Source organism: Kitasatospora sp. NPDC034023 (assembly GCF_055575795.1).
Genome location: NZ_JBVIRY010000005.1, coordinates 353844 through 379329, shown reverse-complemented (window position 1 = coordinate 379329; position 25486 = coordinate 353844). Strand labels below are relative to the sequence as shown.

The 25486-nt window shown below is 73.4% G+C and carries 20 protein-coding genes; 9 read left to right on the top strand and 11 right to left on the bottom strand.

What is annotated here, in order from left to right:
• Nucleotides 1–31: 31 nt before the first annotated feature.
• The 4 genes from ACZ52R_RS10915 to ACZ52R_RS10900 all read right to left on the bottom strand — a co-directional run bounded on the left by ACZ52R_RS10915 (nucleotide 32) and on the right by ACZ52R_RS10900 (nucleotide 10980).
• Nucleotides 32–4396: a MupA/Atu3671 family FMN-dependent luciferase-like monooxygenase gene (locus ACZ52R_RS10915; protein ID WP_465615210.1), complete on the bottom strand. Its 4365-nt coding sequence runs from the start codon at nucleotides 4394–4396 to the stop codon at nucleotides 32–34.
• The gene (locus tag ACZ52R_RS10910) at nucleotides 4393–9387 is read right to left on the bottom strand and encodes an amino acid adenylation domain-containing protein (RefSeq protein WP_465615208.1); all 4995 of its coding nucleotides are present in this window, start codon (nucleotides 9385–9387) and stop codon (nucleotides 4393–4395) included. The genes ACZ52R_RS10915 and ACZ52R_RS10910 overlap by 4 nt, the downstream gene beginning before the upstream one ends.
• 14 nt (nucleotides 9388–9401) lie before the next feature.
• Nucleotides 9402–9626, bottom strand: a complete 225-nt coding sequence (locus tag ACZ52R_RS10905) for an MbtH family protein (protein WP_360497320.1) — start codon at nucleotides 9624–9626, stop codon at nucleotides 9402–9404.
• A gap of 433 nt (nucleotides 9627–10059) precedes the next feature.
• Entirely contained in the window at nucleotides 10060–10980 is a 921-nt protein-coding gene (locus tag ACZ52R_RS10900) for a LysR family transcriptional regulator (RefSeq protein WP_465753342.1), read from the bottom strand.
• Between the two features lie 140 nt (nucleotides 10981–11120).
• Between ACZ52R_RS10900 and ACZ52R_RS10895 the strand changes: the two genes are divergently transcribed.
• Nucleotides 11121–11630 carry a nuclear transport factor 2 family protein gene (locus ACZ52R_RS10895; protein ID WP_465615204.1) on the top strand — a complete coding sequence of 170 codons (510 nt, stop codon included), beginning with the start codon at nucleotides 11121–11123 and terminating at the stop codon, nucleotides 11628–11630.
• A 112-nt stretch (nucleotides 11631–11742) separates the two neighbouring features.
• On the opposite strand, the gene ACZ52R_RS10890 is transcribed toward ACZ52R_RS10895, so the two are convergent.
• Nucleotides 11743–12594 (bottom strand): LysR family transcriptional regulator, encoded by an 852-nt coding sequence (locus ACZ52R_RS10890; protein WP_465615202.1) that lies wholly within the window; start codon nucleotides 12592–12594, stop codon nucleotides 11743–11745.
• 81 nt (nucleotides 12595–12675) lie between these two features.
• Between ACZ52R_RS10890 and ACZ52R_RS10885 the strand changes: the two genes are divergently transcribed.
• On the top strand, nucleotides 12676–13572 hold the full coding sequence (locus ACZ52R_RS10885) for an MBL fold metallo-hydrolase (RefSeq protein ID WP_465615200.1): 897 nt from the start codon (nucleotides 12676–12678) through the stop codon (nucleotides 13570–13572).
• A 106-nt stretch (nucleotides 13573–13678) separates the two neighbouring features.
• Here the strand turns inward: ACZ52R_RS10885 and ACZ52R_RS10880 are convergent, their stop codons facing one another.
• Nucleotides 13679–14173 carry a hypothetical protein gene (locus tag ACZ52R_RS10880; protein ID WP_465615198.1) on the bottom strand — a complete coding sequence of 165 codons (495 nt, stop codon included), beginning with the start codon at nucleotides 14171–14173 and terminating at the stop codon, nucleotides 13679–13681.
• Between the two features lie 132 nt (nucleotides 14174–14305).
• Nucleotides 14306–14746, bottom strand: coding sequence for a VOC family protein (locus ACZ52R_RS10875; RefSeq protein ID WP_360497336.1), 441 nt, complete (start codon nucleotides 14744–14746; stop codon nucleotides 14306–14308).
• Between the two features lie 98 nt (nucleotides 14747–14844).
• Between ACZ52R_RS10875 and ACZ52R_RS10870 the strand changes: the two genes are divergently transcribed.
• Together ACZ52R_RS10870 and ACZ52R_RS10865 are read left to right on the top strand one after the other, a co-directional pair.
• Entirely contained in the window at nucleotides 14845–15960 is a 1116-nt protein-coding gene (locus tag ACZ52R_RS10870; protein ID WP_465615196.1) for a hypothetical protein, read from the top strand.
• Between the two features lie 231 nt (nucleotides 15961–16191).
• Nucleotides 16192–17052, top strand: a complete 861-nt coding sequence (locus ACZ52R_RS10865) for a DUF3592 domain-containing protein (protein ID WP_465615194.1) — start codon at nucleotides 16192–16194, stop codon at nucleotides 17050–17052.
• A gap of 85 nt (nucleotides 17053–17137) precedes the next feature.
• Here ACZ52R_RS10865 and ACZ52R_RS10860 read toward each other — a convergent pair whose 3' ends face one another.
• From ACZ52R_RS10860 to ACZ52R_RS10850, 3 genes are all read right to left on the bottom strand, one after another.
• A complete protein-coding gene (locus ACZ52R_RS10860; RefSeq protein WP_465615192.1) occupies nucleotides 17138–18229 on the bottom strand; it encodes a VWA domain-containing protein in 1092 nt (363 codons plus the stop codon).
• 375 nt (nucleotides 18230–18604) lie between these two features.
• Nucleotides 18605–19330: a VOC family protein gene (locus ACZ52R_RS10855; RefSeq protein ID WP_465615190.1), complete on the bottom strand. Its 726-nt coding sequence runs from the start codon at nucleotides 19328–19330 to the stop codon at nucleotides 18605–18607.
• Nucleotides 19331–19523: 193 nt separating this feature from the next.
• On the bottom strand, nucleotides 19524–20348 hold the full coding sequence (locus tag ACZ52R_RS10850; RefSeq protein WP_465615188.1) for an SDR family oxidoreductase: 825 nt from the start codon (nucleotides 20346–20348) through the stop codon (nucleotides 19524–19526).
• Between the two features lie 99 nt (nucleotides 20349–20447).
• Here ACZ52R_RS10850 and ACZ52R_RS10845 point away from each other — a divergent pair, with 99 nt between their 5' ends.
• The 3 genes from ACZ52R_RS10845 to ACZ52R_RS10835 are packed head-to-tail and all read left to right on the top strand — an operon-like array spanning nucleotide 20448 to nucleotide 22880.
• Complete coding sequence (locus tag ACZ52R_RS10845; RefSeq protein ID WP_465615186.1) at nucleotides 20448–20870, top strand: MarR family winged helix-turn-helix transcriptional regulator; 423 nt, start codon at nucleotides 20448–20450, stop codon at nucleotides 20868–20870.
• Between the two features lie 52 nt (nucleotides 20871–20922).
• Nucleotides 20923–21930: an SPFH domain-containing protein gene (locus tag ACZ52R_RS10840; protein WP_465615184.1), complete on the top strand. Its 1008-nt coding sequence runs from the start codon at nucleotides 20923–20925 to the stop codon at nucleotides 21928–21930.
• A complete protein-coding gene (locus ACZ52R_RS10835; protein ID WP_465615182.1) occupies nucleotides 21927–22880 on the top strand; it encodes an NAD(+)/NADH kinase in 954 nt (317 codons plus the stop codon). The genes ACZ52R_RS10840 and ACZ52R_RS10835 overlap by 4 nt, the downstream gene beginning before the upstream one ends.
• A gap of 71 nt (nucleotides 22881–22951) precedes the next feature.
• On the opposite strand, the gene ACZ52R_RS10830 is transcribed toward ACZ52R_RS10835, so the two are convergent.
• Nucleotides 22952–23497: a hypothetical protein gene (locus ACZ52R_RS10830; RefSeq protein ID WP_465615180.1), complete on the bottom strand. Its 546-nt coding sequence runs from the start codon at nucleotides 23495–23497 to the stop codon at nucleotides 22952–22954.
• Between the two features lie 271 nt (nucleotides 23498–23768).
• On the opposite strand from ACZ52R_RS10830, the gene ACZ52R_RS10825 reads away from it, so the two are divergent.
• Both ACZ52R_RS10825 and ACZ52R_RS10820 read left to right on the top strand, forming a co-directional pair.
• Complete coding sequence (locus ACZ52R_RS10825) at nucleotides 23769–24422, top strand: GOLPH3/VPS74 family protein (protein ID WP_465615178.1); 654 nt, start codon at nucleotides 23769–23771, stop codon at nucleotides 24420–24422.
• Between the two features lie 291 nt (nucleotides 24423–24713).
• On the top strand, nucleotides 24714–25139 hold the full coding sequence (locus ACZ52R_RS10820) for a winged helix-turn-helix transcriptional regulator (protein ID WP_465615176.1): 426 nt from the start codon (nucleotides 24714–24716) through the stop codon (nucleotides 25137–25139).
• Nucleotides 25140–25486: the final 347 nt, after the last annotated feature.

Here is a 25486-nt window from a genome sequence, read left to right as displayed (position 1 = left end):
CGATGCCGTGTCGAATTGTTCGTTGGCACTGTCACACCCCCGTCCTTCCGGCGCGCCGTGCTGCGTGTCCGGCGACGCGGCGGGCGGCTCCCCGGGCGGCGGCCGCGCCGACCGCCTCGTCGGGCCCTTCGGCCGGCTTGTGGTCGATGGCCTCGGCGAGGGCCCGTGCGGACGGGTACCGGAACATGTCGACCAGCGAGAGCCCGCTGTCCCGGTGTTCGAGCAGCCGGGCCCTGGCCACCACTACGAGCAGCGAGTTCCCGCCGAGGTCGAAGAAGCTGTCGTCCAGGCCCACCCGGTCGACGCCGAGTACCTCGCGCCACACGTCGGTGACCAGCCGCTCGGTCGCGTTCGTGGGCGGCGCGTACGCCGTGGTGCCCTCGGGTCGCGTGTCCGACAGGTCGGGCAGTGCCCTGCGGTCGACCTTTCCGTTCGGGGTCAGCGGCATCGCGTCGATGGGGTGGAACGCGCTGGGCACCATGTAGGTGGGCAACCGTGTGGCGAGGAAGGCGCGCAGTTCGGCGCCGGTCGTCGGCCGGCCGGTTGCCGGAACGTGGTAGCCGATGATCCGTTGTTCCGCGCCGGTGCCCCGGATGACGGCGACCGCCGAGCGGACCCCTTCGTGTTCGGCGAGTGCCGTCTCGATCTCGCCGAGTTCGATCCGGTGGCCGTGCAGCTTCACCTGGTCGTCGAGCCGGCCGAGGAACTCGAGTGCGCCACCGGGCGTCCAGCGGGCGAGGTCGCCCGTTCGGTAGACCCGGGCGCCCGGCCGGCCGGCGAACGGATCGGGCTGGAAGCGTTCGGCGGTCACCTCGGTACGGTTGAGGTAGCCGCGGACCACGCCGCCCCCGCCGAGCAGCAGCTCTCCGGGTACGCCCGTCGGGCACAGCCGCATGTCGCGGTCGACCACGTAGGCGCGGACGTTCGCCAGTGGCCGCCCGATGGATACCGGGCCGCCTCCGGGCGGGGCCTGGGACGTCGTGGCCCAGACCGCGGCCTCGGTCGGCCCGTACATGTTGTGCACCGTGCCGGTGACGGCGTCGGCGAGCTCGCGGGCCAGGTCGGCGGGGAGCGCTTCGCCGCCCACCAGCAGCCGGCTGAGCCGGGGCAGTTCGGCGCGAGCGTCCTGGTCCGCGAGCAGGGCGCGGGCCAGTGAGGGTGTGCACTGCAGGTGCGTCACGGCGTGCTCGCGCAGTTGTGCGGCGATCGGTTCCTCGGCCTTCGCCAGTGCGGCGTCCCGGCGCTCGTCGCTGATGTCCCGGACGGTCGTCAGGTGTGTCAGGGCGTCGAGTGCCGCCTTCTCGTCGACGCCGAAGTCGATCAGGCAGGCGACCTCGTCGACGCCGGCGGCCTTCATCCGGTCCACCATGTCGGCGCAGACCTGCGGTGTGCCGAGCAGGCTGGCGGTGGCGAAGAACCGGTCGAACGCCCGGTCGACCAGCTCGCGCAGTTCCCGGGGCGGCAGCGCCTTGAAGTCCTGGGCGCTGCCGGTGGTGGCGCCGAGCGAGGCGATCAGGTCGAAGGAGGTCTCCAGGTACCGGCTCATCGGCTCCCGGACCAGTTCCCGCACCTCGTCGAGGTCCGGACCGACGAACGTGTGGACCATGACCGCCACATGGCCGTCCCCGGGGTGCCCGTGCTCGCGCCAGGTCCTGCGGTACAGCGCGATCTTCTCGGCCAGTTCCTCCAGGCTGTGTCCGAGGAGATGGGTGAGCACGCCGGTGCCGGCCTCGCCGGCCATCCGGAAGGTCTCCGGATGCTTGGCGCTGGTCAGCCACACCGGCAGCTCCGGCTGGACGGGCCGGGGGAACACCCCGACCTCGACTTCGGCGCCGACGCCGTTGCGCCGCGGCACGTTCTCGCCGCGCCACAGCTTGCGGACCTCCGCGAGGCCGTCCATCATCAGCTGCTTGCGCTTGTCGTACCGGTCCGGTGCGAACGCGAAGTCGTTGGCGTGCCAGCCGGACGCGAGGGAGATGCCGACCCGGCCGGCCGAGATGTTGTCCACGACGGACCATTCCTCGGCCACCCGCAAGGGGTCGTGCAACGGCAGGACCACGCTGCCCGCGCGCACCTGGACCCGTTCGGTGATCGCGGCGACGGCCGCCGCCGTCACCGAGGGGTTCGGGTACAGCCCGCCGAACCGGTGGAAGTGGCGTTCGGGGGTCCACACGGCCGTGAAGCCGTTGCGGTCGGCGAACTTCGCGCCGTCGAGCAGGAGGCGGTAGCGGTCGTCGGAGCCGGCTTGCGAGTCGCTGCCGAAGTAGAGCAGGCTGAAGTCGATGGGGCGGGCGCGGGCCTGGGCCACCGCGGCCGATTGCGCGGCGGCCGAGGCCGACGGCAGGGGCGGTTCGGCGCGCAGCACGACCCGGTGGCCGTGCGTCAGCGCCCACAGCAGCTCGACCACGGAGATGTCGAAGGAGACGCTCGTCACGGCGAGCCAGGTGCTGGGCTCGTCGGCGCCGAAGACGTCGTTCATCCCGGCGAAGAGGTTGGCCACGTTGCGGTGGGTGACCATGACCCCCTTCGGCTGTCCGGTGGATCCGGACGTGTAGATCACGTACGCCAGGTTGTCGGGGGTGAGCACCGCGGGCGGATCGTCGGGCGGGTCGTCCGGTGCCCCGGCCGGATCGGGCACCACGACCTGGGCGGCGCCGAGCCGCCCGGCGGCCGCGGCGGACCGGGAGTCCGCCACGACCAGCCGCACGCCGGCGTCGCCGACCATGAACGCCAGCCGATCGCGCGGGTAGCCGGGGTCCAGCGGGAGATACGCGGCACCCGCCTTGAGGATCCCCAACAGGGTGACCATCAGCAGGGAGGTGCGGCCGAGGTGGACGCCGACCGGCTCGTCCGGTGCCACGCCGAGCCGGCGCAGCCGGCCGGCGAACCGGTCGGCGAGCCGGTCGAGTTCGCGGTAGGTCAGGGTGGCGTCGGCGGCGACCACGGCGACCGCGTCGGGTGTCGCGGCCACCCGCTGCGCCAACACGTGGTGGACCAGGACGTCTGCGGTACCGGTCCGGGTGCCGGCCTGCCAGTGGGCCAAGGTGGCGAGCTCGCCCGCCGGCAGCACCGCCAGTTCGTCGACGGGCCGGTCCGGGGCGTGCGCGGCGGCGGTCACGACCTGGACGTATCGCTCGGCGATCCGTTCGGCGGTCGCGTCCTCGAACAGGTCCGTGCTGTACTCCAGCCGGCCGGTCACGCCGGCCGGGGTTCGCGTGAGGCTCAGCGTGAGGTCGAAGCGCGCCGCGCCGGTGTCGCCCAGTACCGGGTGCACCTGGCAGCCGTCCAGGCGAAGCCCCGCTCCTTCCTCTTCGTAGCGGTAGCTGAACAGCACCTGGAACAGCGGGTTCTGGGCGAGGTCACGGTCGGGGTGCAGCTCTTCGACGAGCTTCTCGAACGGCAGGTCCTGGTGGGCCAGCGCTGCCTTGACTTCCGCCCACAGCCGCCGGATCAGCTCACGGAACGTCGGGCCGGACCCGAGGTCGCAGCGGAGCACCAGGGTGTTGGTGAAGAATCCGATGAGACCGGCCAGTTCGGGCCGTTCGCGGCCGGAGACCGGGGTGCCGACCACGACTTCGTCCCCGTCGACGTGCGCCCGGAGCAGCACCGTGAAAGCGGCGAGCAGGACGCTGTAGAGCGTGATGCCTTCCGTTCTGCCCAGTTCCTCGAGCCGCTGGACCGATGCCGAGGGCAGCTCGAACGTGAGCGCGGCGCCGCGGTGGCTCTGTACCGGCGGGCGGGCGTGGTCGGTGGGCAGTTGCTGGGCGGGCATGCCGGCCAGCTTGTCCGTCCAGTACGCCAGCAGCCGGTCGAGCTCGGGCCCGGCCAGTGTGTTCTGCTGCCACTCGGCGAAGTCGGCGTACTGCAGGGGCAGGTCGGGCTCGTGCCGTTCCTGGCCGTTCAGGGCGGCCAGGTACTGGACTTCGAGTTCCCTGCCGAGCGTGCCGACCGACGCGCCGTCACAGGCGAGGTGGTGCACGGTGAGCAGCAGCCGGTGCTGCTGTTCGCCCAGGCGCAGCAGGCGGGCCCGGATGACCCGGCCGGCCACCAGGTCGAACGGGGTGCCGGCTTCCTCGTCCGCGAGCCGTGCCACCTCGTCCGCGGTGCGGCCGGGTGCGGTGAGGTCGACGACGGGCAGGGGCACGGGGGCGGGTGGCAGGACCACCTGGTGGGGTGTCCCGCCGGTCGAGCGGAAGGCGGTTCGCAGGATCTCGTGGCGTCGCACGACTTTGGTCAGCGCCTGTTCGAGGGCCGTGTGGTGCAGTGGGCCGGTGATGTCGTAGCCGAGCGGGACGTTGTAGATCGCGCTGCCCGGCTGCAGCTGGTCGAGGAACCACAGTCGCCGTTGCGCGTACGACAGCGGAGCCGGGCCGTCCTCTTCGATGGCTCCGCTCACTGCTGCACCTCGGGTTCCTGCGCCGCGCGGCGGTTGCGGGGCCTGATCGGTGCGGGGCCTGTTTCCGGTCCTGCCGTCGCGGCGGTCACGGCGTCCGCCAGGCTCGCCACGGTGGGTCGCTGGAGGAATGTGGCGATCGGCACCTGGACGCCGAAGGCGTCGTTCACCTGGGCCACCAGGCGGGCCGCGAGCAGGGAATGGCCGCCGATGCGGAAGAAGTCGTCCGCGCGCCCCACCGGCTGGTCCTGGAGCAACGCTGACGCGAGTTGCGCGACGCGTTGTTCCGTCGGTGTGCGCGGTGCCTGCTCCGCCTCGGGTTCGGCCGGGGTGCTGGGTGCCAGAGCGGCCAGCGCGTCATGGTCCACCTTGCCGTGTTCGGTGAGCGGCAGGGCGGGAAGCACCATGACCGCGTCCGGCACCATGTAGGCGGGCAGCCGGTCCCGCAGGAACGCCAGCAGCTTCTCGTCGGGGGCGGTTTCGCTCAGGCCGGCGCCGCAGGCGTACGCCACGAGTGAGACCTCGGCCCCCGCCGCGCGGGCGACGACGACGGCGTCCCGTACGTCCGGGTGTTCCCTGAGCGTTGCCGCGACCTCTTCGGGCTCGATCCGGAAGCCGCGGATCTTCACCTGTTCGTCCGCGCGGCCGAGGAATTCCAGCTGCCCGTCGGGACGCCAGCGGGCCAGGTCGCCGGTGCGGTAGAGGCGTGCGCCGGGTCGGTCGGTGAACGGGTCGGCGGGGAAGCTCTCGGCGGTGAGCGCCGAGCGGTTGACGTAGCCGCGGGCCACCGCCGGACCGCCGAGGTACAGCTCGCCGCGGACACCGGTGGGCACGGGTTGTCCTTCGGCGTCCAGCACGTGGGCGTCGATGCCGCTGATCGGCCTGCCGATGGGCGGGCGCAGTGCTGCCGGGTCCGGCGCTACGAGGCCGGCCGTGGCCACCACGGTGTTCTCGGTCGGTCCGTAGTGGTTGTACAGCCGGAACGGCAGCCCGGTGGCGGGCGCTGCCGGCAGCACGTCGCCGCCGGTCAGCAGCGCGCGCAGTGCGGTGTCGGCCGGCCACGGCTCGGCCAGTACGGCCGCGGCGACGGGGGTCGGCAGGAATGCCGCGGTGATGCGCTCGCCGCTGAGCCAGCGCACCAGTTCCGCCGGTGCGGCCCGGAATTGCGGCGGGACGACGCTCAGGGTGGCGCCGGCGGCGAGGGTTGGCCAGATCTCCCAGGTCGACGCGTCGAACCCGGGACTGGCGAACAGCGTGGTCCGGTCCTGCGGGCCGAGCGCGTACGCGGCCAGGTGCCAGGCGACCAGGTTCGCGAGTCCCCGGTGCGCCAGTGCCACGCCCTTGGGCCGGCCGGTCGATCCCGACGTGTAGATGAGGTACGCCAGCCGCTGCGGGGTGACCTGGTCGGCGTGGACCGGCTCGTCCGTGGTGTCGGATTCCAGGTCGAAGACGTGGAGGCTCTCCGTGGACGTCGGCAGCTGCGGCAGCGTCCGGGGGGTGACGAGGACCTTGCGGACGCCGGCGTCCTGCAGGATGTAGGCGGTTCGCTCGGCCGGGTAGCTCGGGTCCACGGGCAGGTAGCAGCCGCCGGCCATGAGCACCGCGAGTTCGCCGACCACCAGTTCGACGGAACGGTCGGCGTACACGGCGACCGGTTCCTCGGCGGTGATGCCGGACTCGCGGAGCCGGTGGGCCAGCCCGCCGGCGCGCCGCCAGAGCTCTCCGTAGCTGAGCTGTCCGTCCGGCCAGCGCACCGCGACGGCGTCCGGTCGGGTCCGGGCCTGCCGTGCGATCAGTTCGGTCACCGGCTGGGTGTCGGCCGCGGCGGGCCCGCGGGACCAGCGGTCGAGCTGGTCCGCCTCCGTGTCCGGGAGCAGGCGCAGCGCTCCCACGCGGGTGTCGGGCGCGGCCATCGCGTCGGCGAGCAGGGTCAGGTAGTGCGTGACCATCCGCTCCATGGTGGCCTCGTCGAACAGGTCGGACGAGTGCTCCCAGATCATGTAGAGGTCGTCGTCCTCGGGCCGGGCCTCCCGGCCGAGGCGCTGCTCGGCCCGCGGGATCACGATCACGTTGAGGTCGGCCTTGGCCGTGCGGTTCGAGCGTTCGGTGACCTTGCCGGTGAGCCCGCCGAAGTCGACGTCGGGCACCGCGGAGTCGTGGAAGCTGAACATGACCTGGAACAGCGGGGTGCGTGAGGGGTCACGGGCCGGGTCGATGGCGTCGATCACCGAGTCGACCGGGGTGTCCGACCAGGCCAGCGTCTCGGCGACGCTCTGGCGCACCTGCGCCAGCAGCCGGCTGAACGGCTGGTCGGCCGACACCTTGGTGCGCAGGACCAGGGTGTTGACGAGCATGCCGAGCAGCGGCTCCAGCTCGGGGATGTTGCGGTTCGCCGCGCCGGTGCCGACGAGCATGTCCTGCTGGCCGGTGTAGCGGTACAGCAGGGCCGCGAAGCCCGCGTACATGGTGGAGAACAGCGACACCCGGTTCTCGCGGCTGAAGGCCCGCAGTTCCCGGGCCAGTTCGGCGGGGATCAGGATGCGCGGTGCCCGGCCGCGGAAGGTCATCACCGGCGGGCGGGGCCGGTCGGCGGGCAGCTCCAGGATGTGCGGGGCGCCGGCCAGTCGGGCGGTCCAGTGGTCGACGTGGGCGCGCAGCACGTCGCCGCGCATCCAGTCCCGCTGCCAGATCGCGTAGTCCGCGTACTGGACGGGCAGTTCGGGCAGCGGTGAGGGCTTTCCGGCGGCGAAGGCCGGGTAGATGGCGCGGAACTCGGACAGGAACACCGAGAGCGACCAGCCGTCGTGGACGAAGTGGTGTTCCACGTGGAGGAAGGTGTTCTGGCCGTTCCCGTGTCGCAGCAGGACCCAGCGGGCCAGCGGCGGCTTGGTCAGGTCGAACGGCTCGCGAAGCTGTGCGGCGACCACCTCGTCGGCCTGCTCGGCGGGGACGTCGATCACCTTCAGCGAGGCCTTGGCCTGCGCCAGCGGACGCTGGTAGCCGACTCCTTCGACGGCGACGAAGGCGGTCCGCAGGACCTCGTGCCGGCGGACGATCTCGTCCAGTGTCGCGCGCATGGCGTCGACGTCCACCTCGCCCTGCAAGGAGACCGTGGCCTGGAAGTTGTAGGCCAGGTTGCCGGGCGACAGCTGTTCGAAGAAGAAGACCCGTTCCTGTGGCAGGGACAGCGGGATCGGCCGGTCCCGGTCGGCTCGGCGCACCGGCGGCGCGGTCGGGGCGATCACGTGGGCGGCGGGTGCCCGGCCGTCGTCTCCGGCCACGGCGGCCCGCTGGTCGATGATCGCGGCGAGGGCGGCGACGGTGGGCGCGTCGAACAGGTCGGGCATGCTCACCACGGTGTGCAGTTCCGCCGCGATGCGGCCGGCCAGGCCGGCGACGAGCAGCGAGTTGCCGCCGAGTGCGAAGAAGTCGTCGTGGGCGCCGACCTCGGTGCCGCCGAGCAGCCTGGACACGATTGCCGCCAGGGCCACCTCGGTCGGGGTGCGGGGCGGCGCGGCGACGTCGGCCAGGCCGGCCGCGGTCCGGTCGGGGGCGGGCAGCGCGGCGCGGTCGACCTTGCCGTTGGGGGTCAGCGGCAGCGCGGGCAGCACGACGACCGCCGCCGGCACCATGTAGGCGGGCAGCCGGGCGGCGACGAAGTCGACCAGCTCGGCCGTGGGGACGTCGGTGACCACGTAGCCGACCAGGCGCGCGTCCGGGCGGCCGGAGTGTTCGACCGCCACGAAGGCGTCCCGGACGCCGGGGTGCTGCTTGAGGACCGTGGCCACCTCGCCGGGTTCGATCCGGAACCCGCGGATCTTGGCCTGGTCGTCGTAGCGGCCGATGTACTCGAAGACCCCGTCCGGCCCGCGGCGGACCTTGTCGCCGGTCCGGTACATCCGCTGCCCGGGGGCGCCGATGTCCGGCACGAACGCCGCGGCCGTGCTCGCCGGGTCGTCCAGGTATCCGCGGGCCACGCACGCGCCGGCCAGGCACAGCTCGCCGGCTTCGCCGTCGGGCACCGGGTCGAGCCCGTCGAGCACGTAGCAGCGCACGCCGTCGACGGGCACCCCGATCGGCGGCGGCACGGGTCCTCCCGCCAGCACCTCGCCGGCCGTCACCTTCACCGTGCCCTCGGTCGGCCCGTAGAGGTTGATCACGGTGAACGGCAACCCGTCCGGCACACCGCGCTGCATCGCCGAGCCGCCGGTGTGCAGGAAGCGGAGCACCGTGTGCGCCGGCCAGGTCTCGTCGAGGACGGCCTCGGCCAGCGGTGTGGGCAGGAAGGTCACGGTGATCTGCTCGTCGGCCAGCCAGGCGGCGAGCGCGGGGGGCGAGGTGCGCACCTCGGCGGGCGGCACCACCAGCGTGGCGCCGGCGGTCAGGGTGAACCAGATGTCCTGGACGGACACGTCGAATCCGGGACTGGCCAGCAGGGTCGACCGGTCCTCCCGCCGGGTCCGGTAGGTCTTGTGGTGCCAGTGCATCAGGTTGGCCAGGCTCGCGTGGGTCACCGCGACGCCCTTCGGCCGGCCGGTGGAACCCGACGTGTAGATCACGTACGCCAGTTCGGCGCCGTTCAGTGGGGGCGGTGCCAGGATGGTCGCGTCGGACGGTTCCTCGGTCAGATCGACCACCAGGACGTCGTCGCCGAGCGGTGCCCCGCCGGACACCAGCGGCGCGGTGCTGAGGACCGCGGCGGCGCCGGAGACTTCCAGCAGTTGGCGGATCCGCTCGGCCGGGTGGGCCGGGTCCAGCGGCAGGTAGGCCGCGCCCGCCAGCAGGGCGGCCAGCTCGGCGACCACCAATTCCGCTGACCGGTTGGCGTAGACGGCCACGACGCTGTCCTGGCCCACCCCCCGCTCGGTGAGCTTGATCGCCAGAGCGGACGCGTGCGCGGCAAGGCTGCGGTAGGTCAGCCTCAGGTCGCCGTCCTGCACCGCGACCGTGTCCGGTGCCTCGGCCACCCGGGCGTGAAATTCATTGAGCACCATCTCGCACGTATCCTTCACTGCTGAGAGTGGGCGGCTAAACCGGCGTGCTTCACGGCCTGGCGCAAACTCAGCGGGCGCATGTCCGTCCAGACCTCGCCGATGTGGGCCAGGCATTCCGCCTTGGAACCGCTGACGCCGTCACCGCGCCAGCCGAGAGGCAGGTCGCGGTCGGCGGGCCAGATCGAGTACTGCTCCTCGTCGTTGAGCACGACCACATAGGACTGGGTGTCGCCGTCCATGGGTTCCTCCGGTTCGGCGGGATACGGGTTGATCTGCTGCTGGTCGTGCCCCTGCGGCCGTCATGTCGGGCGTCGCGGCCGTGGACGCGGGGTGACGGGCATGGTGAGTGCTGCGGGCACGGTTAGTGCTGCGGGAGGTCGCGAAGACAAAATGCGTTCGGAGCCTCGCAGCCGAGTTCTCCTTCGAATGCGGCCCGGAAACGGCTGGTTGCCACCTCGGCACCATCAAGGCAACCGGACCGACCCCGCACCCGATGACCGACGAGCACCGGTCGCGTGCGGACTCCGGGACCACCGCTGTCGGAGAAAACCACCCCCCATGCGTTCCACTCCAACAGCATGGGTCGCATCGGTTCGCGGCAATAGAGTATGGCAATTACTCCGGCAGTCCGTTAGATCAAGGATTGGGCGGATAGGCGGTATTCGCTTTCGCTCACCGCCGGTCGCCGGCCAGGTCGGCCGCGGCCTCGGCGAACGCCCGGACGCGGGCGGTGGCGTGGCCGTCGGGCCAGATCAGGCCCCACTCGAGCGGCGGCGCGCCGTCGAGGGGGACGTAGGCGACGTCGGGGCGCGGGTAGTAGCGCCGGGCGTGGGCGCCGACGGGCAGGACCCCCTGCCCGGCCCCGACGAACATGAGTGCCTCCTGGACGGTCTCGGCCACCGGGCCGGGCGCGGCGGGTGCCCGGTCCGGGCGCTGCGGCGGCACGGCGACGGCGTCCGGGCGCTGCGGCGGCACGGCGACGGCGTCCGGGCGCTGCGGCGGCACGGCGACGGCGTCCGGCAGCAGCCGCACCACCGGCTCCTGCGCCAGGTCCCCGACCGAGACGCCGCCCGGACGGTCGAAACGGTGTCCGACGGGGACGGCGAGCATACGGGCCTCGCGCACCAGGACCGGGCCGCAGCCGATGCCGGGCTCGTGCACCGGGAAGGGCCCCAGGCACAGGTCGACGTCGCCGCCACGCAGCCAGCGGATCGTCTCCGTCATCCGGGCCTCCCGCAGGTGTACCTCGCAGTCGGGGGCCCGTTCCCGGAACAACTCGGCCACCCCGATGAGGAGTTGCCCGGCGGCGGCACCGACGTAGGCGACCCGCAGGCTGCCCGACAGGCCCCGCCCGGCGTCGACGGCTCCCTGCAGCGCCGCCCCGACGGCCGCCCAGGCGGGCCCCAGATCGTCGGCCAACCTGCGCCCGAGCGGCGTGAGTTCGACCCGGCGGCTGGTGCGCTCGAACAGCGCCGCCCCCACCCGCCGCTCCAGCTTGCGGATCGTCTGGCTGACCCGCGCGGTGGATACCCGCAGTCTCTCGGCGGTACGCCCGAAATGCAGCTCCTCCGCGAGCGTCAGAAACGACTCCACTTCGTACCGCTCGATCACACGCCACCCCGTCGTTAAGCCCGAGTTCACGATCATTGCGCAGAGCGCCGTTGTTCGCCAACGATCACGGCGGCAGAGTGGATCACGTCGAAACCGGCCTCTCCCACCCGACGGAGGACACCATGACCACCAACCCGCTGCAGGCCCTGACCGCGAAGCCCGACGACACCGCCTCGGTCGTCGCCGAACTGCGCGACCGCGCCGAAATCACCGACGCCCTCTACCGGTTCGCCCTCGGCCAGGACCTGAAGGACCGCGAACTCTTCGCCTCGGCCTTCACCGCCGACGCGGAACTCGACTTCCGCCCCGCCGCCGCCCGCTGGGGCGGCGAGCCGCCCCTGATGACCGGTCGGGACTTCATCGTCGACACCATCCTGGCCATGTTCACCGGACGGGTGGACACCACCCACCAGGTCACCAACCCGCGCATCGACATCGACGGGGACACCGCCCGCCTCACCGCCCTGGTCGAGGCCCAGCACCTGCTCACCGCCGACCCGGACACCCACGCCCTGCTCAAGAACCCCTACACCCTCGACCTCGTGCGCGACGGCGGCCGCTGGCTCATCCGGCGGATGCGCATCGACAACACCTGGTACACCGGCGACCCCGCGGCCGTCTTCGGCGCCTGACCGAACGGAGACCGGGACCGGAACGGGAAGGGAAGGGGAAGGGGAAGGGGAGCAGGCGGCGGCCAGCAGGGAGCAGGGAGCAAGCGGCGGGCAGGGGCGGGCCGGGAGGGGTTCAGCGGCGGTAGGCGGCCGCCGCGATGCGGACGAACGAGGGGATCAGCGGGTTCGTGTCGCCCTCGTTCCACACCGCCACCACCCGGCTCGGCGCCACGCCGGCCAGCGGCACCACGGCCAGCCCCTCGGGCACCCCGTGCCCGAGGGGGGTCATGCCGACCGTGCCGTTCCAGAGCACGGCCTGCCGGCATTCCTGGACGGCCCGCACCACCGGCCCCTCGCGCGGCTCACCGCAGTTCCAGTACGACTGCCACAACGGGTCCGTGCCGTCCGGGAACCGGAACCAGCGCCGGCCCGCCAGGTCGGCCGGCTCCAGGGACGCGTGGCGGGCCAGCGGGTCGTCCGCGCGCAGCACCACACCGACCGGGTCGGCGCGCAGCTCGCGCACGGTCAGGCCGCGCTCGTCGAACGGCGCCCGGGTGAGGGCGATGTCGACCAGTCCGGCGCGCAGCCCGCAGGTCGGATCGGTCAGGTCGGCCTCGCGGATGCGGACCTCGACGCCCGGGTGGTGCTCGCGGTAGGCGGCGGCCAGCCGGGCGGCGCCCGGGTCGGTGCCGTCCCCGAGGAGGCCGACGGTGACGGCCGCGGGGCCGGCCTGCGCGGCCACGCGGGCGCGTACCCGGTCGGCCCGGTCGAGCAGCTCGCGGGCCTCGGCCAGCAGCACCGCCCCGGCGGGGGTGAGGGTGACGCCCGCGGCGCGGCGGTGCAGCAGGGTGGCGCCGAGGCTCGTCTCCAGCTGTCTGATCGCCCGGCTCAGCGGTGGCTGGCTCATGTGCAACCGGGTGGCGGCACGGCCGAAGTGGAGTTCCTCGGCGACCGCGACGAAGTAGCGCAGTGTCCGCAGCTCCATGCTGCGACGATACCCGTTCGGTATCGGGGGTTTCCGAACCGGTCTTGGACGGCCGGGCCGCCGGGGCGGTGGAATCGAAGCATGACCGACACGCTGCTTCCCGACCCCGCCGTACACGTCTCCGGTGCCCTGGAGATCGCCCCCGACCTGCTGGTGATCCCGAACCGCGGGATCCCGCTGGTCCCCAACATCGGCATCATCGGCGGCACGCGGGCCGTCCTCGTCGTCGACACGGGCCTGGGCACCGCCAACGCCGAGCAGGTCCTCGCCTTGGCGTCCGAGGTGGCCGGGGGGCGCCGGCTGTACCTGACCACGACGCACTTCCACCCCGAACACGCCCTCGGCGCGCACGTGTTCGACGGTCAGGCCACCTACCTCGCCAACCGCGCCCAGGCGGACGACCTGCGGACGAAGGGGCCGGGCTACCTGGAGATGTTCCGCGGCTTCGGCGGGCCGGTGGCCGACCGCCTCGACGCCGGCGTCCGCGTGCCTGCCCCCGACGCGGTCTACGACGGCGGGTACGACCTGGACCTCGGCGGCCGCACCGTGCGGCTGCGGCCCACCGGCCGGGGCCACACCAAGGGCGACCAGGTGGTCGAAGTACCCGACGCCGGTGTGTTGTTCACCGGGGATCTGGCCGAGACCGGACAGTTCGCGATCTTCCCCTGGTTCCCGCCGCACGACACCGACGTCTCCGGGGTCGGCTGGCTGGCGGTGCTGGAGCGGCTGGCCGCCGGCCGGCACCGGGTGGTGGTTCCCGGTCACGGCGGCGTCGGCGGCCCGCAGGTGCTCGCCGACGTCCGCGACTACCTGCGCGAGCTGCGCGACGAGACCTGGCGGCGGCGCGACTCGGCGATGGACGAACGCGCGATCACGGCCGAGGTCCGGGCGCTGTTGATCGAACGCCACCCGCAGTGGGCCGGACAGGAGTGGATCGAGAAGGGCGTCGGCTGCCTGTGCGCCGAACACGCCGGGTGACCCCCCGAGGGTCGGCTCCCGCTGCTGCCGTCGCGCGGTCCCGTCGGCCGCCCGCGCCACGGCGTCACGGCCCTGGGTTCACTGCACGGGGTTCACGGCCCTGGGTTCACGGCCCGCCTCGCACCGATACCGTGCCGTGCAGGACCCGGCCCGCCGCCCGCTGCTCCTCGAGCCACCGGGTGAACGCGTCGATCCGCGCCTCGGGTTCTTGCCCGGGCGGTCCGGCCGGCCCGGTCCGCGGCGGCACGATGACCACCACGGCTTCGCCCCGCTCCCGGGCCGCCGCCAGCCAGCCGGGCGACGCCTCGACCCGTGAGCCCGGCTCCCACCCCTGGCGGCCGCCGACCAGCAGGAGCCGTTCCACCCGGCCGTCGGCGACCTCGACGGCGCCGCTCGTCGGCGGGGGCTCACCGGCGGCGACCACGAAGCCGCTGTCGACCGCGGCCTCCACCAGGTCGGTGTGAAGGGCCGCGCCGACCTCCACGATCAGTTCCGCGACCGGCGGACCCTGCGCCGCCTCGCGGACGACCAGCGCCCACACCACCGGTTCCCGGGCCGCACCGTCACCGTCGCCGTCGCCGTGGTCCGTCTCGTGTGCCATGACTGCTCAACGAGCCGCATCCGCCGACCGCCCGGGTTTCACACGACCGGCCGACGGCGCCCGCAGGGGCACGCGCGGGATCCGGGGCGGCGGGGGGTGCGGCGGGCGGTGCGGCGAGCGAGGTTCGGCCGGTCAGCCCCGGGCTGGCGCGGCGGCGACGCAGAACTCGTTGCCCTCCGGGTCGGCCATCACGATGTGGTGCCCCTCGAACTCCTCCAGGACACTCCCGCCCGCTTCCACCAGCCGCTCGGACTCCGCCCCGATCCGCGCCCACCGCTCCCCCGGGCTGCCGTGGCCCGGCACCCGGATGTCGATGTGGAGCCGGTTCTTCGCGCGCTTCGGCTCGGGGACCCTGAGGAGGCAGAGCCGGGGCCCGGCCCCGTCGGGGTCGCAGAGCCAGGCGCCGTCGTCCGCGCCGTCGCCCTCCGGGAGGTCGAACTGCGCGAGCCACTCCTCACGGGTCCGGAACGGGGCGGGCGGCGGCTCGTCCACGTACCCCAGGGCCGTCTTCCAGAACTCGGCGAGGAGTTTCGCGTCCGCGCAGTCAAGGGTCAGATCGATTCCGGCTGCCATGGCAGGACCGTAGTACGAACCTGCGACAGCCGCGGCCGAGCAGGCCTGCCACACGGCGACGTCTTTCGACCGCCGCCCGGGACCGCCACAATCACCGTATGACGACCGCCACGGACGCGCCGCCCGCGCACGACACTGCCGTCGGCCTCGCCCGGGGGTTCCTGACGGGCGGTGTGATCGGGGTGTCGCTCGCCGCCTTCGTCGTCGGCTGCGTCCTCGAGCACCCCCCGCTGCTCGTCACGGCCCTGGCCCTGCCCACGGCCTACGGCCTGCTCCTCCTGCTCGCCGGTGCGCCGCGGCGTGCCCGGGAGGCGGCCGTCGCGCCCCGCACGGCGCTCGCGGTGATCGAGAGCATGGAGGCCGTCCCGGGCGAGGTGAGCGATGTGCCGGTGCGGTTCGATCTCACCGTCGCACCGCAGGACGCGCCCGCGTACCGCGTCGGGATCACGCAGGACATCCACCTCTCCGAGCTGCCCGACTACCGGCCGCGCGGCGTCCTGGTGGTCCGGTACCCGCCGGACCGGCCGTTGCGGGTGCGGATCGTGACGCGGCCGACACCCGAGTGGGAGGAGCGGGCGGCCGGGGCCCGCATCGACTCGGCGCCCGGGCCGGCCCCGGCGGGAGACCCCGAGCAGGGCCGGGCCGGCGGTTTCGTCACGCTCCTCGGCCTGCTGCTCGGCGCGGCCGCCGTGGTCCTGTTCTTCCGCGCCGACCTGTTCGGCCCGGACGGCACCGCGCAGCCGCCTCCCCCGGAGTCGTCCGGCTCCGTCACGTCGTCCACGACGGTCGTGACGTCCTCCACGACGGTCGTGACGTCGGCGTCCGGCACGGTCGCCCTCGGCCCGGACGGTTCGCTGCTCGAGCGGGGCGCACTGCGCCGGGCCGTCGACTCGCTCACCACGGGCGAGGCCACCCACCAGGCGCTCACCGTCGTCGTGCAGGAACGCCTGCTGACGATCGTGTACTCCCCCGGCGGTACGGGCGTCCCCTCCTTCGACCCGCGTTCGCTGCCCTACGACCGCGTGCCCGCGCTGGTCGAGGAGGCCGGGACCACGCTCGGCCTCGACTCCCCGCAGACGCAGACCTGGCAGCTCGCCGCCGACCGCCTGACCGGCTCCCTCACGATCAGGGTCACCGTGACCGGCCCCGCGGGAACGGCCTCGCTGGAGGCGGACGGACAGGGCACGGTGGTGCGGCGCAGCCCGGCACGCTGAGCCCGCGGGCCGGCCGGTCCGTGCGGCCGGTCCGTGCGGGTGGGGTGGGTGGGTGGTTGGGTGAGTGGTTGGCCGGTTGTCCGCCGGTGTCAAGGGCGGGCACAGTGGGGTGACTTGGGGACTTGGCGACTTGGGGACTTGGGGATCTGATGCGGCGTCGCCGTGGCCGAGCTGCCGGGGCCGGCAGCGGTGCGTGGGGAGGCCGGCCCCGGAGCGGCAGGAGGAGGGCTGATGGGCTGGCACGGGTATCTGGCGTTGTGGTGTGCGGTGTTCGGCGCGGTGGCGTTGTTCGGCTACGGGCGGTCGCTGGCCGGGATGACCCGGGCGCAGCGGACGGTCCGGGTCCGGGGGCGGATCGAGCGGGTGCGGGAGCCCCGGCACGGCGGTTCCCGGCGCGGCGGGATATCGGTGGTCGTCTCGTACCGCGACCCGTCCACCGGTCGGGGGGTCACCGTGACGAACGACGGTGAGTGCGGCGAGTCGATCACCGCCGCGTGGACGGGCCGGGAGGTCGGGGTCCACTACCCGCGCGGGAGACCGCACGCCTACCGGCTCACGAGCGACCTCGGGGAGGGCGGCCGCGGGCTGGGCTGGCCGAACTTCGCGGTGTTTCTGATCTACGTCGGGGCGGTGGTCGTCGCCGCGGTCGACTGGGGCTGGCCCTGGGCGCTGATCGGCGTCGGCGGGCCGTGGGCCGTCTTCGGTGCCTGTCGGCTGCCCGGGAACATCCGCGACACGCGCCGCCGTCGCGAGAAGCTGGCCGCCATGGTCGCCGCCCAGGGCCGTGTCGTGGCGGTGCTCAGGGATGTCAGCACCGACGCGGAGGGCGGCACCTCCACCAGCATCACGCCGGTCGTGGCGTTCACCGCCCGCGGCGGTGCGGCCGTCACCGCCCACTGCGCGTCGGGGGTGCCGGACCCGGCGGGCGCGTACGGCCGGGAGGTCACGGTCCACTACGCACCGGACGACCCGGCCGTGTTCACGCTGGACCGCGCGGGCGAACTCCGCTCCGTGGGAACGGACACCGCGGTCAACGTCGTGGCCCTTCTCGTCGTCGCGGCGGCGGCCGTCGTGGGAGCGGTCCTGCTTTGACGGCGCCGCGGCCCGAGGACGACGAGTACCCGGACGCCCGGACGCCTGCCCCGCGATGACGATCTGGCCGCGGTGACGGCTGCCGCTACAGGATGACGAGCAGCTTGGTGTTCGGCACCAACTTCCGGTTGACGGAGGTCGATTGGACGAACACGGTGTACGCCGGGTTGTCGCCCGGCTTCACCGTGGCTTCCGACTCCGGCAGGCCGAGGAGGCGGCGGGCCGCCGGGCCCGAGAACACCCGGCCCGTCATCCGGCCGGTGGCCGGGTCCTTCTCCGCCACGGCGAGCTGCTTGCCGCCCTGGATCTTCTCCCGCTTGGACAGCTCGTAGAAGGCGCAGCCGGAGGTGTACGCGTGGCCGGCGCGGGTGACGAAATCGCGGATGGGTGTCTGCTCGTCGACCGGGATCAGGATGTACTTGCCGGTGTCCAGGGCGTCGAGATTGGCCTTCACCTCGGCGGTGTTCAGGTCCTGGCCCATGGCGAACAGGTTCCTGGTGCCGCGTACGCCCTGTTCGCGGCCCCGCAGGAAGCTCGTGGCGGCCGTCTTGACGGTGCCGATGGCCTCCTCGACGCCCTTGCTGGAGTCCGCGTCCCAGATCGCGATGTTGCCCGCCGGGAAGCCGTACTCCTGGGCGGTGCGCTTGGCCAGGGAGTTCGGGACCAGGATGGCGGAGGTCCAGTGGTCGGGGAGGTCGTCCATGGCGCCGTGGATGCGGTCGATCCAGGTGCGCAGGACGGTCTTGCCCTTTCCGGCGGGCACGCGGGTGTGCATCTGGCCGGTCTGGGAGTAGCCGGAGGCGTTCTCCTCGCCGTCGGTGACGACGACTTGGAGGAAGGAGTGTTCGCCGTAGCCTTCCCAGATGTTCTTCAGGTCGTCGATGGACTTCACGCCTGCTTCGATCAGCGCCGTCGCCCCGTTGTCGACCTGGTAGAGGCCTCGCAGGGACGGCAGGTGCTTGACGTCCATGTCCCAGACCAGGTTCTGCACCTCGTGGTCGAAGGCGTAGAGGCTGATGCGGGTCTCGTGGCCGAGGCGGTCGGACTCCTCCTGCAGGCCCTTCACGAACTCGTCGACCACGCGGACGAGTTGTGCCTGGTGCTGGCGCATCGAACCGGACTTGTCGACCACGAGCGAGACGTGGTTGACCTTGTGCTTGATCCTGTTCGCGGACATGGCTCTCCCCGATTCCAACGCCTCTTCCGACGCCTTTTCCGGCGCCCCTCCGACGTTGTTTCCACCCTATGAGGGGGCTCTGACATCGGGTTCGGGGCCGGGTTCGCGCGGCTGCCGGCCGTCCGTCGGGGGCGGCCGGGACTTCGGGGGGCGGGGGCGTCCCGAGGTCCCGGCCGTGGGAGGTACCGGCCGACGTGGGGGCGTGGCCGGTGTGCTCAGCAGCCCGGCGAGGGGGTGGTGGGGCTGCTGTGACGGGAATGCTAGACCCGGCCGGTATCTCTGAACAGGCCTGTGACCTGCTATTTTCCGGGCGCGAACATGCCAGGGTCGGGCCCGGGGCGGGAACCGGCCGGAAGCGGGCCGGCCGGCGCGGGGTCAGCTGTCGGCGCGGGGGGCGAAGACGCCGAAGGTGGCGCCCTGCGGGTCGCGGATCACCGCGAGCCGCGGGCCGTTGTCCATCTCCACGTCGACGGGCCCGTGCAGGACCTCGGCGCCGAGGCGGGTCGCGGTCGCCGCGGACGCGTCGACGTCGGCGACCGCGAAGAACGGGTTCCAGTGGGACGGGACCTCGGGCGGGATGGAGGCGTCCATGGCCATGACGCCGCCGAACATCCGGTCGGCCAGGCCGACCATCGGGTAGGTGTCGTGCGGCCAGACCTGCCAGCCGAAGAGGTCCTTGTAGAAGGTGAGCGCGGTGTCCTTGTCCCGGGTCGACAGGTCGGCCCAGCCGAAGGCGTTCGGCTCGTCCACCACGCCGAAGCCGGCGAACCTCCGGGTCTGCCAGACGGCGAACGGCGCGCCGGTCGGGTCGCTGAGCAGGGCCCAGCGGCCGAGGTCGCCGACCTCCATCGGGCCCATCCACACCTGGGCGCCCGCCTTCTTGGCGGACTCGCAGGTGTCGTCGACGTTGTCGGCGGCGAAGGACAGCAGCCACATCACCGGCTGCTGGGGGTTCATCAGCGGGGCCACGGCCGCGGCGGGCGCGCCGTCGTGGGAGAAGGTCGTGTAGCCGCCGTACTGCGGGTCCGGGTCGGCCTGGGCGGTCCAGCCGAACAGTTCGCCGTAGAACTGCTCGGCTGCGGGGAGGTCGCGGGCGCTCAACTGTGCCCAGCACGGGGAACCAGGGACGATCTCGGTTGCCTTCAACGCACTGCCTCTCGACGCGGTTTCCTGGGACTGCCGCCACGGACAGCGCCGACGGTTTCGCCGTTCCCGCTGGTCAGGCGGCTGGCGGTGAGCCTAGTGGACCGACGGCCTCCCGGCCGGGCACCTCGCGCAGCGCGTCGGGTGCGCGTTACCGGGCGACCCAGGTGGCGGTGAGGGCCTGGACGGCCGATCCGTCGAGGTCCCCCAGCTTGGTCCCGGCGAAGGCGCGCGCGGCGTCGGAGGTGAGCAGCCGGAAGGCGGGCCGTTCGGCCGTGAGCTGGTCGACGATGCGCGCGGCCACGTCCTGGGAGGTCTGGGCGTTGGCGAAGGCGTCGCGGGTGCGGTCCAGGTAGGCGGACAGGGCCGGGGCGTACGGTCCGGCCTGTTGCGGGGCGTCGGCGGTGAGGCCGACGTTGGCGACGAACTCGCTGGCCACCGCTCCCGGTTCGATCACGCCGACGGTCACGCCGGTGGTGGCCGCGACCGGCGCGAGGGACTCCATGAAGCCTTCGACGGCGAACTTGGCGGCGCAGTAGGCCTCGTTGAAGGGCTGGCCGATGACGCCGCCGACGCTGGTCACGGTCAGCACGCGGCCGCGGCTCGCCCGCAGCAGGGGCAGGGCGGCCTTCGTGACGTGCAGGACGCCGAAGAAGTTGACCTCCATGACGGCGCGCACGTCCTCGACGCTCTCCTGTTCGAGGGTGCCGACGTGGCCCGCGCCGGCGTTGTTGACCAGCGCGTCCAGCCGGTCGAGGCCGGCCAGGCAGGCCGCAACGGAGGCGGGGTCGGTCACGTCCAGGGCCCGGACGTCGACGGTGACGGCGGCTTCCTCGGCTGCGGCGAGCAGTGCGCCGGCCTTGGCGGTGTCGCGCATCGTGGCGATGACGTGCCAGCCGGCGCGGGCGGCGGTGACGGCGGTGGCCAGGCCGATGCCGGAGGAGGTGCCGGTGATCAGGACGGTCTTGGTGCTCATCGTGAGGCCTCTCATATGCTTATGGTTCATAACCAATATGAATCATAACTATGTGAGGTGACATTCAACCCTGTCAAGCACCTGGCTACGCTGGACCCCATGCCCGACTCATCGGATGAGCTCACCAGGGAGGTCGTCGGCCTCTTCGCGGCCGTCAACCGTCGCTACACCCAGGAGTCCGAGGCCGCCGCCGCGGCCCACGACCTGACCCCACTGCAGGCCAAGGCGCTGCTCGCGGCCGAGAGCCCGGTCCCGACGCGCCGCATCGCCGAGCGGCTGCACGCGGAGCCGTCCAACGTGACCGTGATCGTCGACCGGCTGGAGTCGCGCGGCCTGGTCGAGCGCAGCCTCGACGAGACCGACCGCCGCGTCAAACTCGTCGCCGCCACCGCGGCCGGCCGCACCGTCGCCGCCGACCTGCGCGCCCGGATGCCCTTCGCGGCGCAACCGCTGGACCGGCTCACCGCGCGGCAGCGCGAGGCCTTGCGCGAGCTGCTGCAGCTGGTCTTGTCGTCACCTTGACGAAAACCGGGGGTGCCCAATATCGTCGTCATGACGAAAAGGGGTTCCTCCGATGGCCGACATCACCAGACGGTTCGGGCTGCGCCACCTGCGCGCCGTTCCCACCGCGCACATCCGCCACCTGCGGCGCGGCCGGGTCGCCCACGACGGGGCCGGGCTGGCGTTCTGGTTCCGGCCGCTGACCGCGGCGATCTCCGAAGTGCCGGTGGACGACCGGGAACTCGCCATGCTCTTCCACGCCCGCACCTCCGACTTCCAGGACGTCAGCGTCCAGGCGACGCTCACCTACCGGATCACCGACCCGGCCACCGCCGCCACCCGCGTCGACTTCGGGATCGACCCGGACACCGGCGCCTGGCGCGCGGCGCCGCTCGACCAGCTCGCCACGCTGCTCACCGAGACCGCCCAGCAGCACGCCCTCGGCCTGCTCGCCCGCACCCCGCTCGCCGCCGCCCTCGCGGACGGGGTGGACGCGGTGCGCGAGCGGATGACCCAGGGTCTGGCCGGCGAGCCCCGGATCACCGAGACCGGACTCGCCGTGATCGCCGTCCGGGTGGTGGCGCTGCGCCCCGAGCCCGAGGTCGAACGGGCGCTGCGCACCCCCGCCCGCGAGCTGGTGCAGCAGGAGGCCGACCGGGCGACCTTCGAGCGCCGCGCGGTGGCCGTCGAGCACGAGCGCGGCATCGCCGAGAACGAGCTCGCCAACCGCATCGAACTCGCCCGGCGCGAGGAGCAGTTGCTCGCCCAGCAGGGTGCCAACAGCCGGCTCCAGGCGGAGGAGGAGGCCGTCGCCGACCGGGTCCGCACCGACGCCGAGGCGCAGCGCCGCACCCGGCTGGCGTCCGCCGAGGCCCAGGCCGCCCGCGAGCTGGGCGAGGCCCGGGCGTCGGCGGAGGCCGCCTGGCTGGCGGCCCACCAGCAGGCCGACCCGGCGGTGCTGCGGGCGCTGGCGCTGATGCGGCTGGCGGAGCACCTGCCGCGGATCGACAGCGTGACGCTCACCCCGGACGTGCTCACCGGGCTGCTGGCCCGCCTCGGCGCCGGCGGGGAGCGGCGGTGAGCCTCGCCCCGCGGGTGGTGCTGGTGCACCGGCGCACCGAGTACGAGGAGCTGGTGGCCCGTCACGGCACGCCCGGGCAGGCCGCGTTCTTCCTGGCCTCCCGGGGCCGCTCGGCGCGGGAGGTCGAGGAGCGCCACCGCCGGGCGGCGGCGGCGCTCGCCGAGGCGGCGGCGGCCGTGCCGCTGGACTGGCGGCGCAGCCGGGTCGAGCGGGCGGACCTGCCGCGTTTCCTCTTCGAGCCCGGGGACGTGGTGGCCGTGGTCGGCCAGGACGGCCTGGTGGCCAACGTCGCCAAGTACCTGGACGGCCAGCCGGTGATCGGTGTGGACGCCGACCCGGGCCGCAACCCCGGTGTGCTGGTGCGTCACCGCGTGGACGGCCTCGGCGCGCTGCTGCGGGCGGTGGCGCGCGGCGAGGGGGCGCTGGAGGAGCGGACGATGGTCGAGGCCGTCGCGGACGACGGCCAGCGGCTGCTCGCGCTGAACGAGGTGTACGTCGGGCAGCCGGGCCACCAGACGGCGCGCTACCGCCTGGGCACGGACGGCGCACCCGACGGCACTGGGGCACCCGACGGCACCGGGGCACTCGACGGCGCCGGGGCGGCGGAGGCCCAGGCCTCCTCGGGTGTCCTGGTCGGCACCGGCACGGGCGCCACCGGCTGGTGCCGCTCGGCCTGGCTGGAGCGTGGCGGCCCCGTCGCACTGCCCGCCCTGCCCGCCCCGGGCGCGCCGGCCCTGGCCTGGTTCGTCCGGGAGGCGTGGCCCTCCCCCACCACCGGCACCAGCCACGTGCACGGCCTGCTGGAGGCCGGGCGGCAGCTGGTGCTCACTGTCGAGTCCGAGCACCTGGTCGCCTTCGGCGACGGCATCGAGGCGGACGCCCTGCAGCTCGCCTGGGGCCAGAGCGTGCGCCTCGGCGTCGCCGCCACCCGCCTGCGCCTGCTGGGGTGACGCGGACGCCGGCCTCTGCCGAGCGCGGCCGAGCGCGGCCCGGGGCCGGCGGGGGCCAGGGCGGGCGGGGGTCAGGGGGTCTCGTGGACGATCCAGAAGCGGGACCGGCGGTACGCGGGGCCGTTGGGGTCGTCGGCCGCGACGCGGACCGGGGTGTGCAGGCACAGGACCCGGCCGCCCAGCCGCTTCTCCTCGGCCGCCAGCCACCGGGACTGCCAGAGCATCGCGCCCGCCATGCCCGCCAGGAGCATGCCGGCCGGGATCCCCGTCGTGTAGCTGAGCGCGAGTCCGATCAGCAGCACCAGGAGCAGGGGCGTGGCGAGGCCTCGGGAGAACAGGTCGAAGGTCTTGTCCCGCGCGACCGTCTGCGCGTCCGGCGGCGGCGGGCTCAGCCGTTCCAGCCGCTCCCGGTACCAGGGCCGACGGGCCTCCAGGAGGCCCCAGAACGCCGTCGCGAAGAGGATCAGGGCAACTGCCGCGCCCGTCACGGGGTCCAGCCGGTGGGCTCCCCCGGTGTAGGCCGGCACGCAGCTCACCAGGCTCACGGGGAGCAGCAGGCACGCCTGGATCCGTACCGACGCGACCAGTCCCACCAGTCGCAGACCGCCACCGCTCACGAAAGCGTCTCCCCCGCACCCATCTCGACACACCCGCCCGACACACTCGCCCGACGCACTTGCCCGACACACTCGCCCGACACACGCTCGACCAAGATCCGCAGGATCCTAGCGGACGGCGGCCGGGAGCACCCCGCCCCACCTGCACTCTTGGGCGCGGGGCCCGCACGCGTCCCCGGTGCGGCGGCCGGCCGGATGCTCCTTCGGGCGGAGGGCGGGTCCGTCCTCGGGGCCGATGGCGGGCGGGCCGGCGCGCCGTATCGTCGGTGCCATGAGCCGAGGACTGCATCTGGACGCCTACCTGCTGGCCTTCGACACCCGGGCCCAGTCCCTGCAGGACCGCACCCGCGCCGGGTTCCTGCTGCGCGCGGCCGCCCTGGCCGAGCTCGCCCACCGGGGCGCCGTCGCCGAGGACGGGGCGGGCCGGGTGCGGGTCGTCTCCGGCGCCGCCACCGGGGACCCCGTCCTGGACGCGCTGCTCGCCGAGGTGGGCGAGCAGCCGCGCAGCTGGAAGTCGTGGATCCGGCGGGGCCGTGAGGACACCCTGGAGGCCGTCGAGGAGCGGCTCGCGGTGCTCGGCGTGGTGACCATGGCGGACCGCGACCCCTACGGCCCGGTCGTGCCGCAGCGGACGGTGGCGATGGACGACCCGCGCGAAGCCCTGGACCTCCAGGTGCGGGTGGCCGAGCTGGTCCGCGGCGGCGCCCCGGTCGCCGGGGCGCCGTTCACCGACGCGGTCCTCGCGGCGCTGGCCGCCCACGGGCACCTGCGGCTGGTGCTGTCCCGGCACGACCGCCGGGCCCACGCCGGGCGGATCGCCGCGCTCACCGAGCGGCTCGCCGACGAGGCCCCGCACCTGGCCGGGGCGGTCGGCGGGCTGGGCCTGACCATGATTGCCGCCCAGGGCGGAATGGGCGGCGGCTGACCGCACCCCCGGCGCCCTCTCCTTCGCGGTGATGCGGGTGTTCCGGGACGAGGACGGCCTGGCCGCGCGGACCCTGGCCGACCGACCGTCGGGCGTGGTGCTGCGCCCCGACCATTCCCCGACGGGTCACTGCGTCTTGTCCTGGGCGGATCCCGCGGACCAGGAGCTTCTGTGGTTCCCGAGCAGTCCAGGCGGAGCCACGACGTCCCCTTCGTTTCGTTTTCCGAAGCAATCTCCGATGGTAGCGTTTCGGAATCCGAAGCATCAATCTTGGAGGCTGGACTCCACGCCATGCCAACCCCCAAACCCGGCAAGCCAGTTCGTGGTTCGACCACCGGTCGCCCCCTCATGGCCGCACTCGACCTGTTCGGACGGCGGTGGAGCCTGCGCATCCTTTGGGAGCTGCGCGGGGGCCCCCTCGGGTTCCGCCCCCTGCAGAAGCAGTGCGACGACATGTCCTCCAGCGTGATGCGGCAGCGCCTGACCGAACTGCTGGATGCCCACGTGGTTCACCAACTACCCGACAGCCGGTACGAGCTCACTCCACTGGGGCGGGATGCCTGCCTCGCACTCGGCCCCCTCGCCCAGTGGTCGGAGCGCTGGGCGGCGATGCTCGACCCGCAACCGGCGCACCGCAACAGCGAGCGGCCCGCCGACGGCATCTCGCGTCCCGACGCCGTGGGCGACGGGACGCTCGAGAGGGGTCCTGCCGGCTGACGCCCGCCCGGCCCGGGTTGACGGCGCACCCGGAACCTCCGCCCGGCACCCAGGTCCTCGCCACGCCGGGTGAGGTGACAGGCGTCGCCGTGCAGAGTGGGCACGCGGGCGCCGGTCGGCTCGCCCGGCCGGGTGCCGAGCACGCTCGATGACATGCGTTCACAACGGCGCTGCAACTCCTGGAAGCCTGCCGGGGCTTGGCTCGATTCCCACCGGATGCGCAGCGTCCGGCGCCGCCCGAGCAGATCGAGTGCAGCCATGACCGGGCGCCCTGAATCGGACCCTCGTACCGGTGAACCCGGCCGAGGCGTTCCGGCTTCCGTATCTCCTCCTTGCGCTTTGGGTTT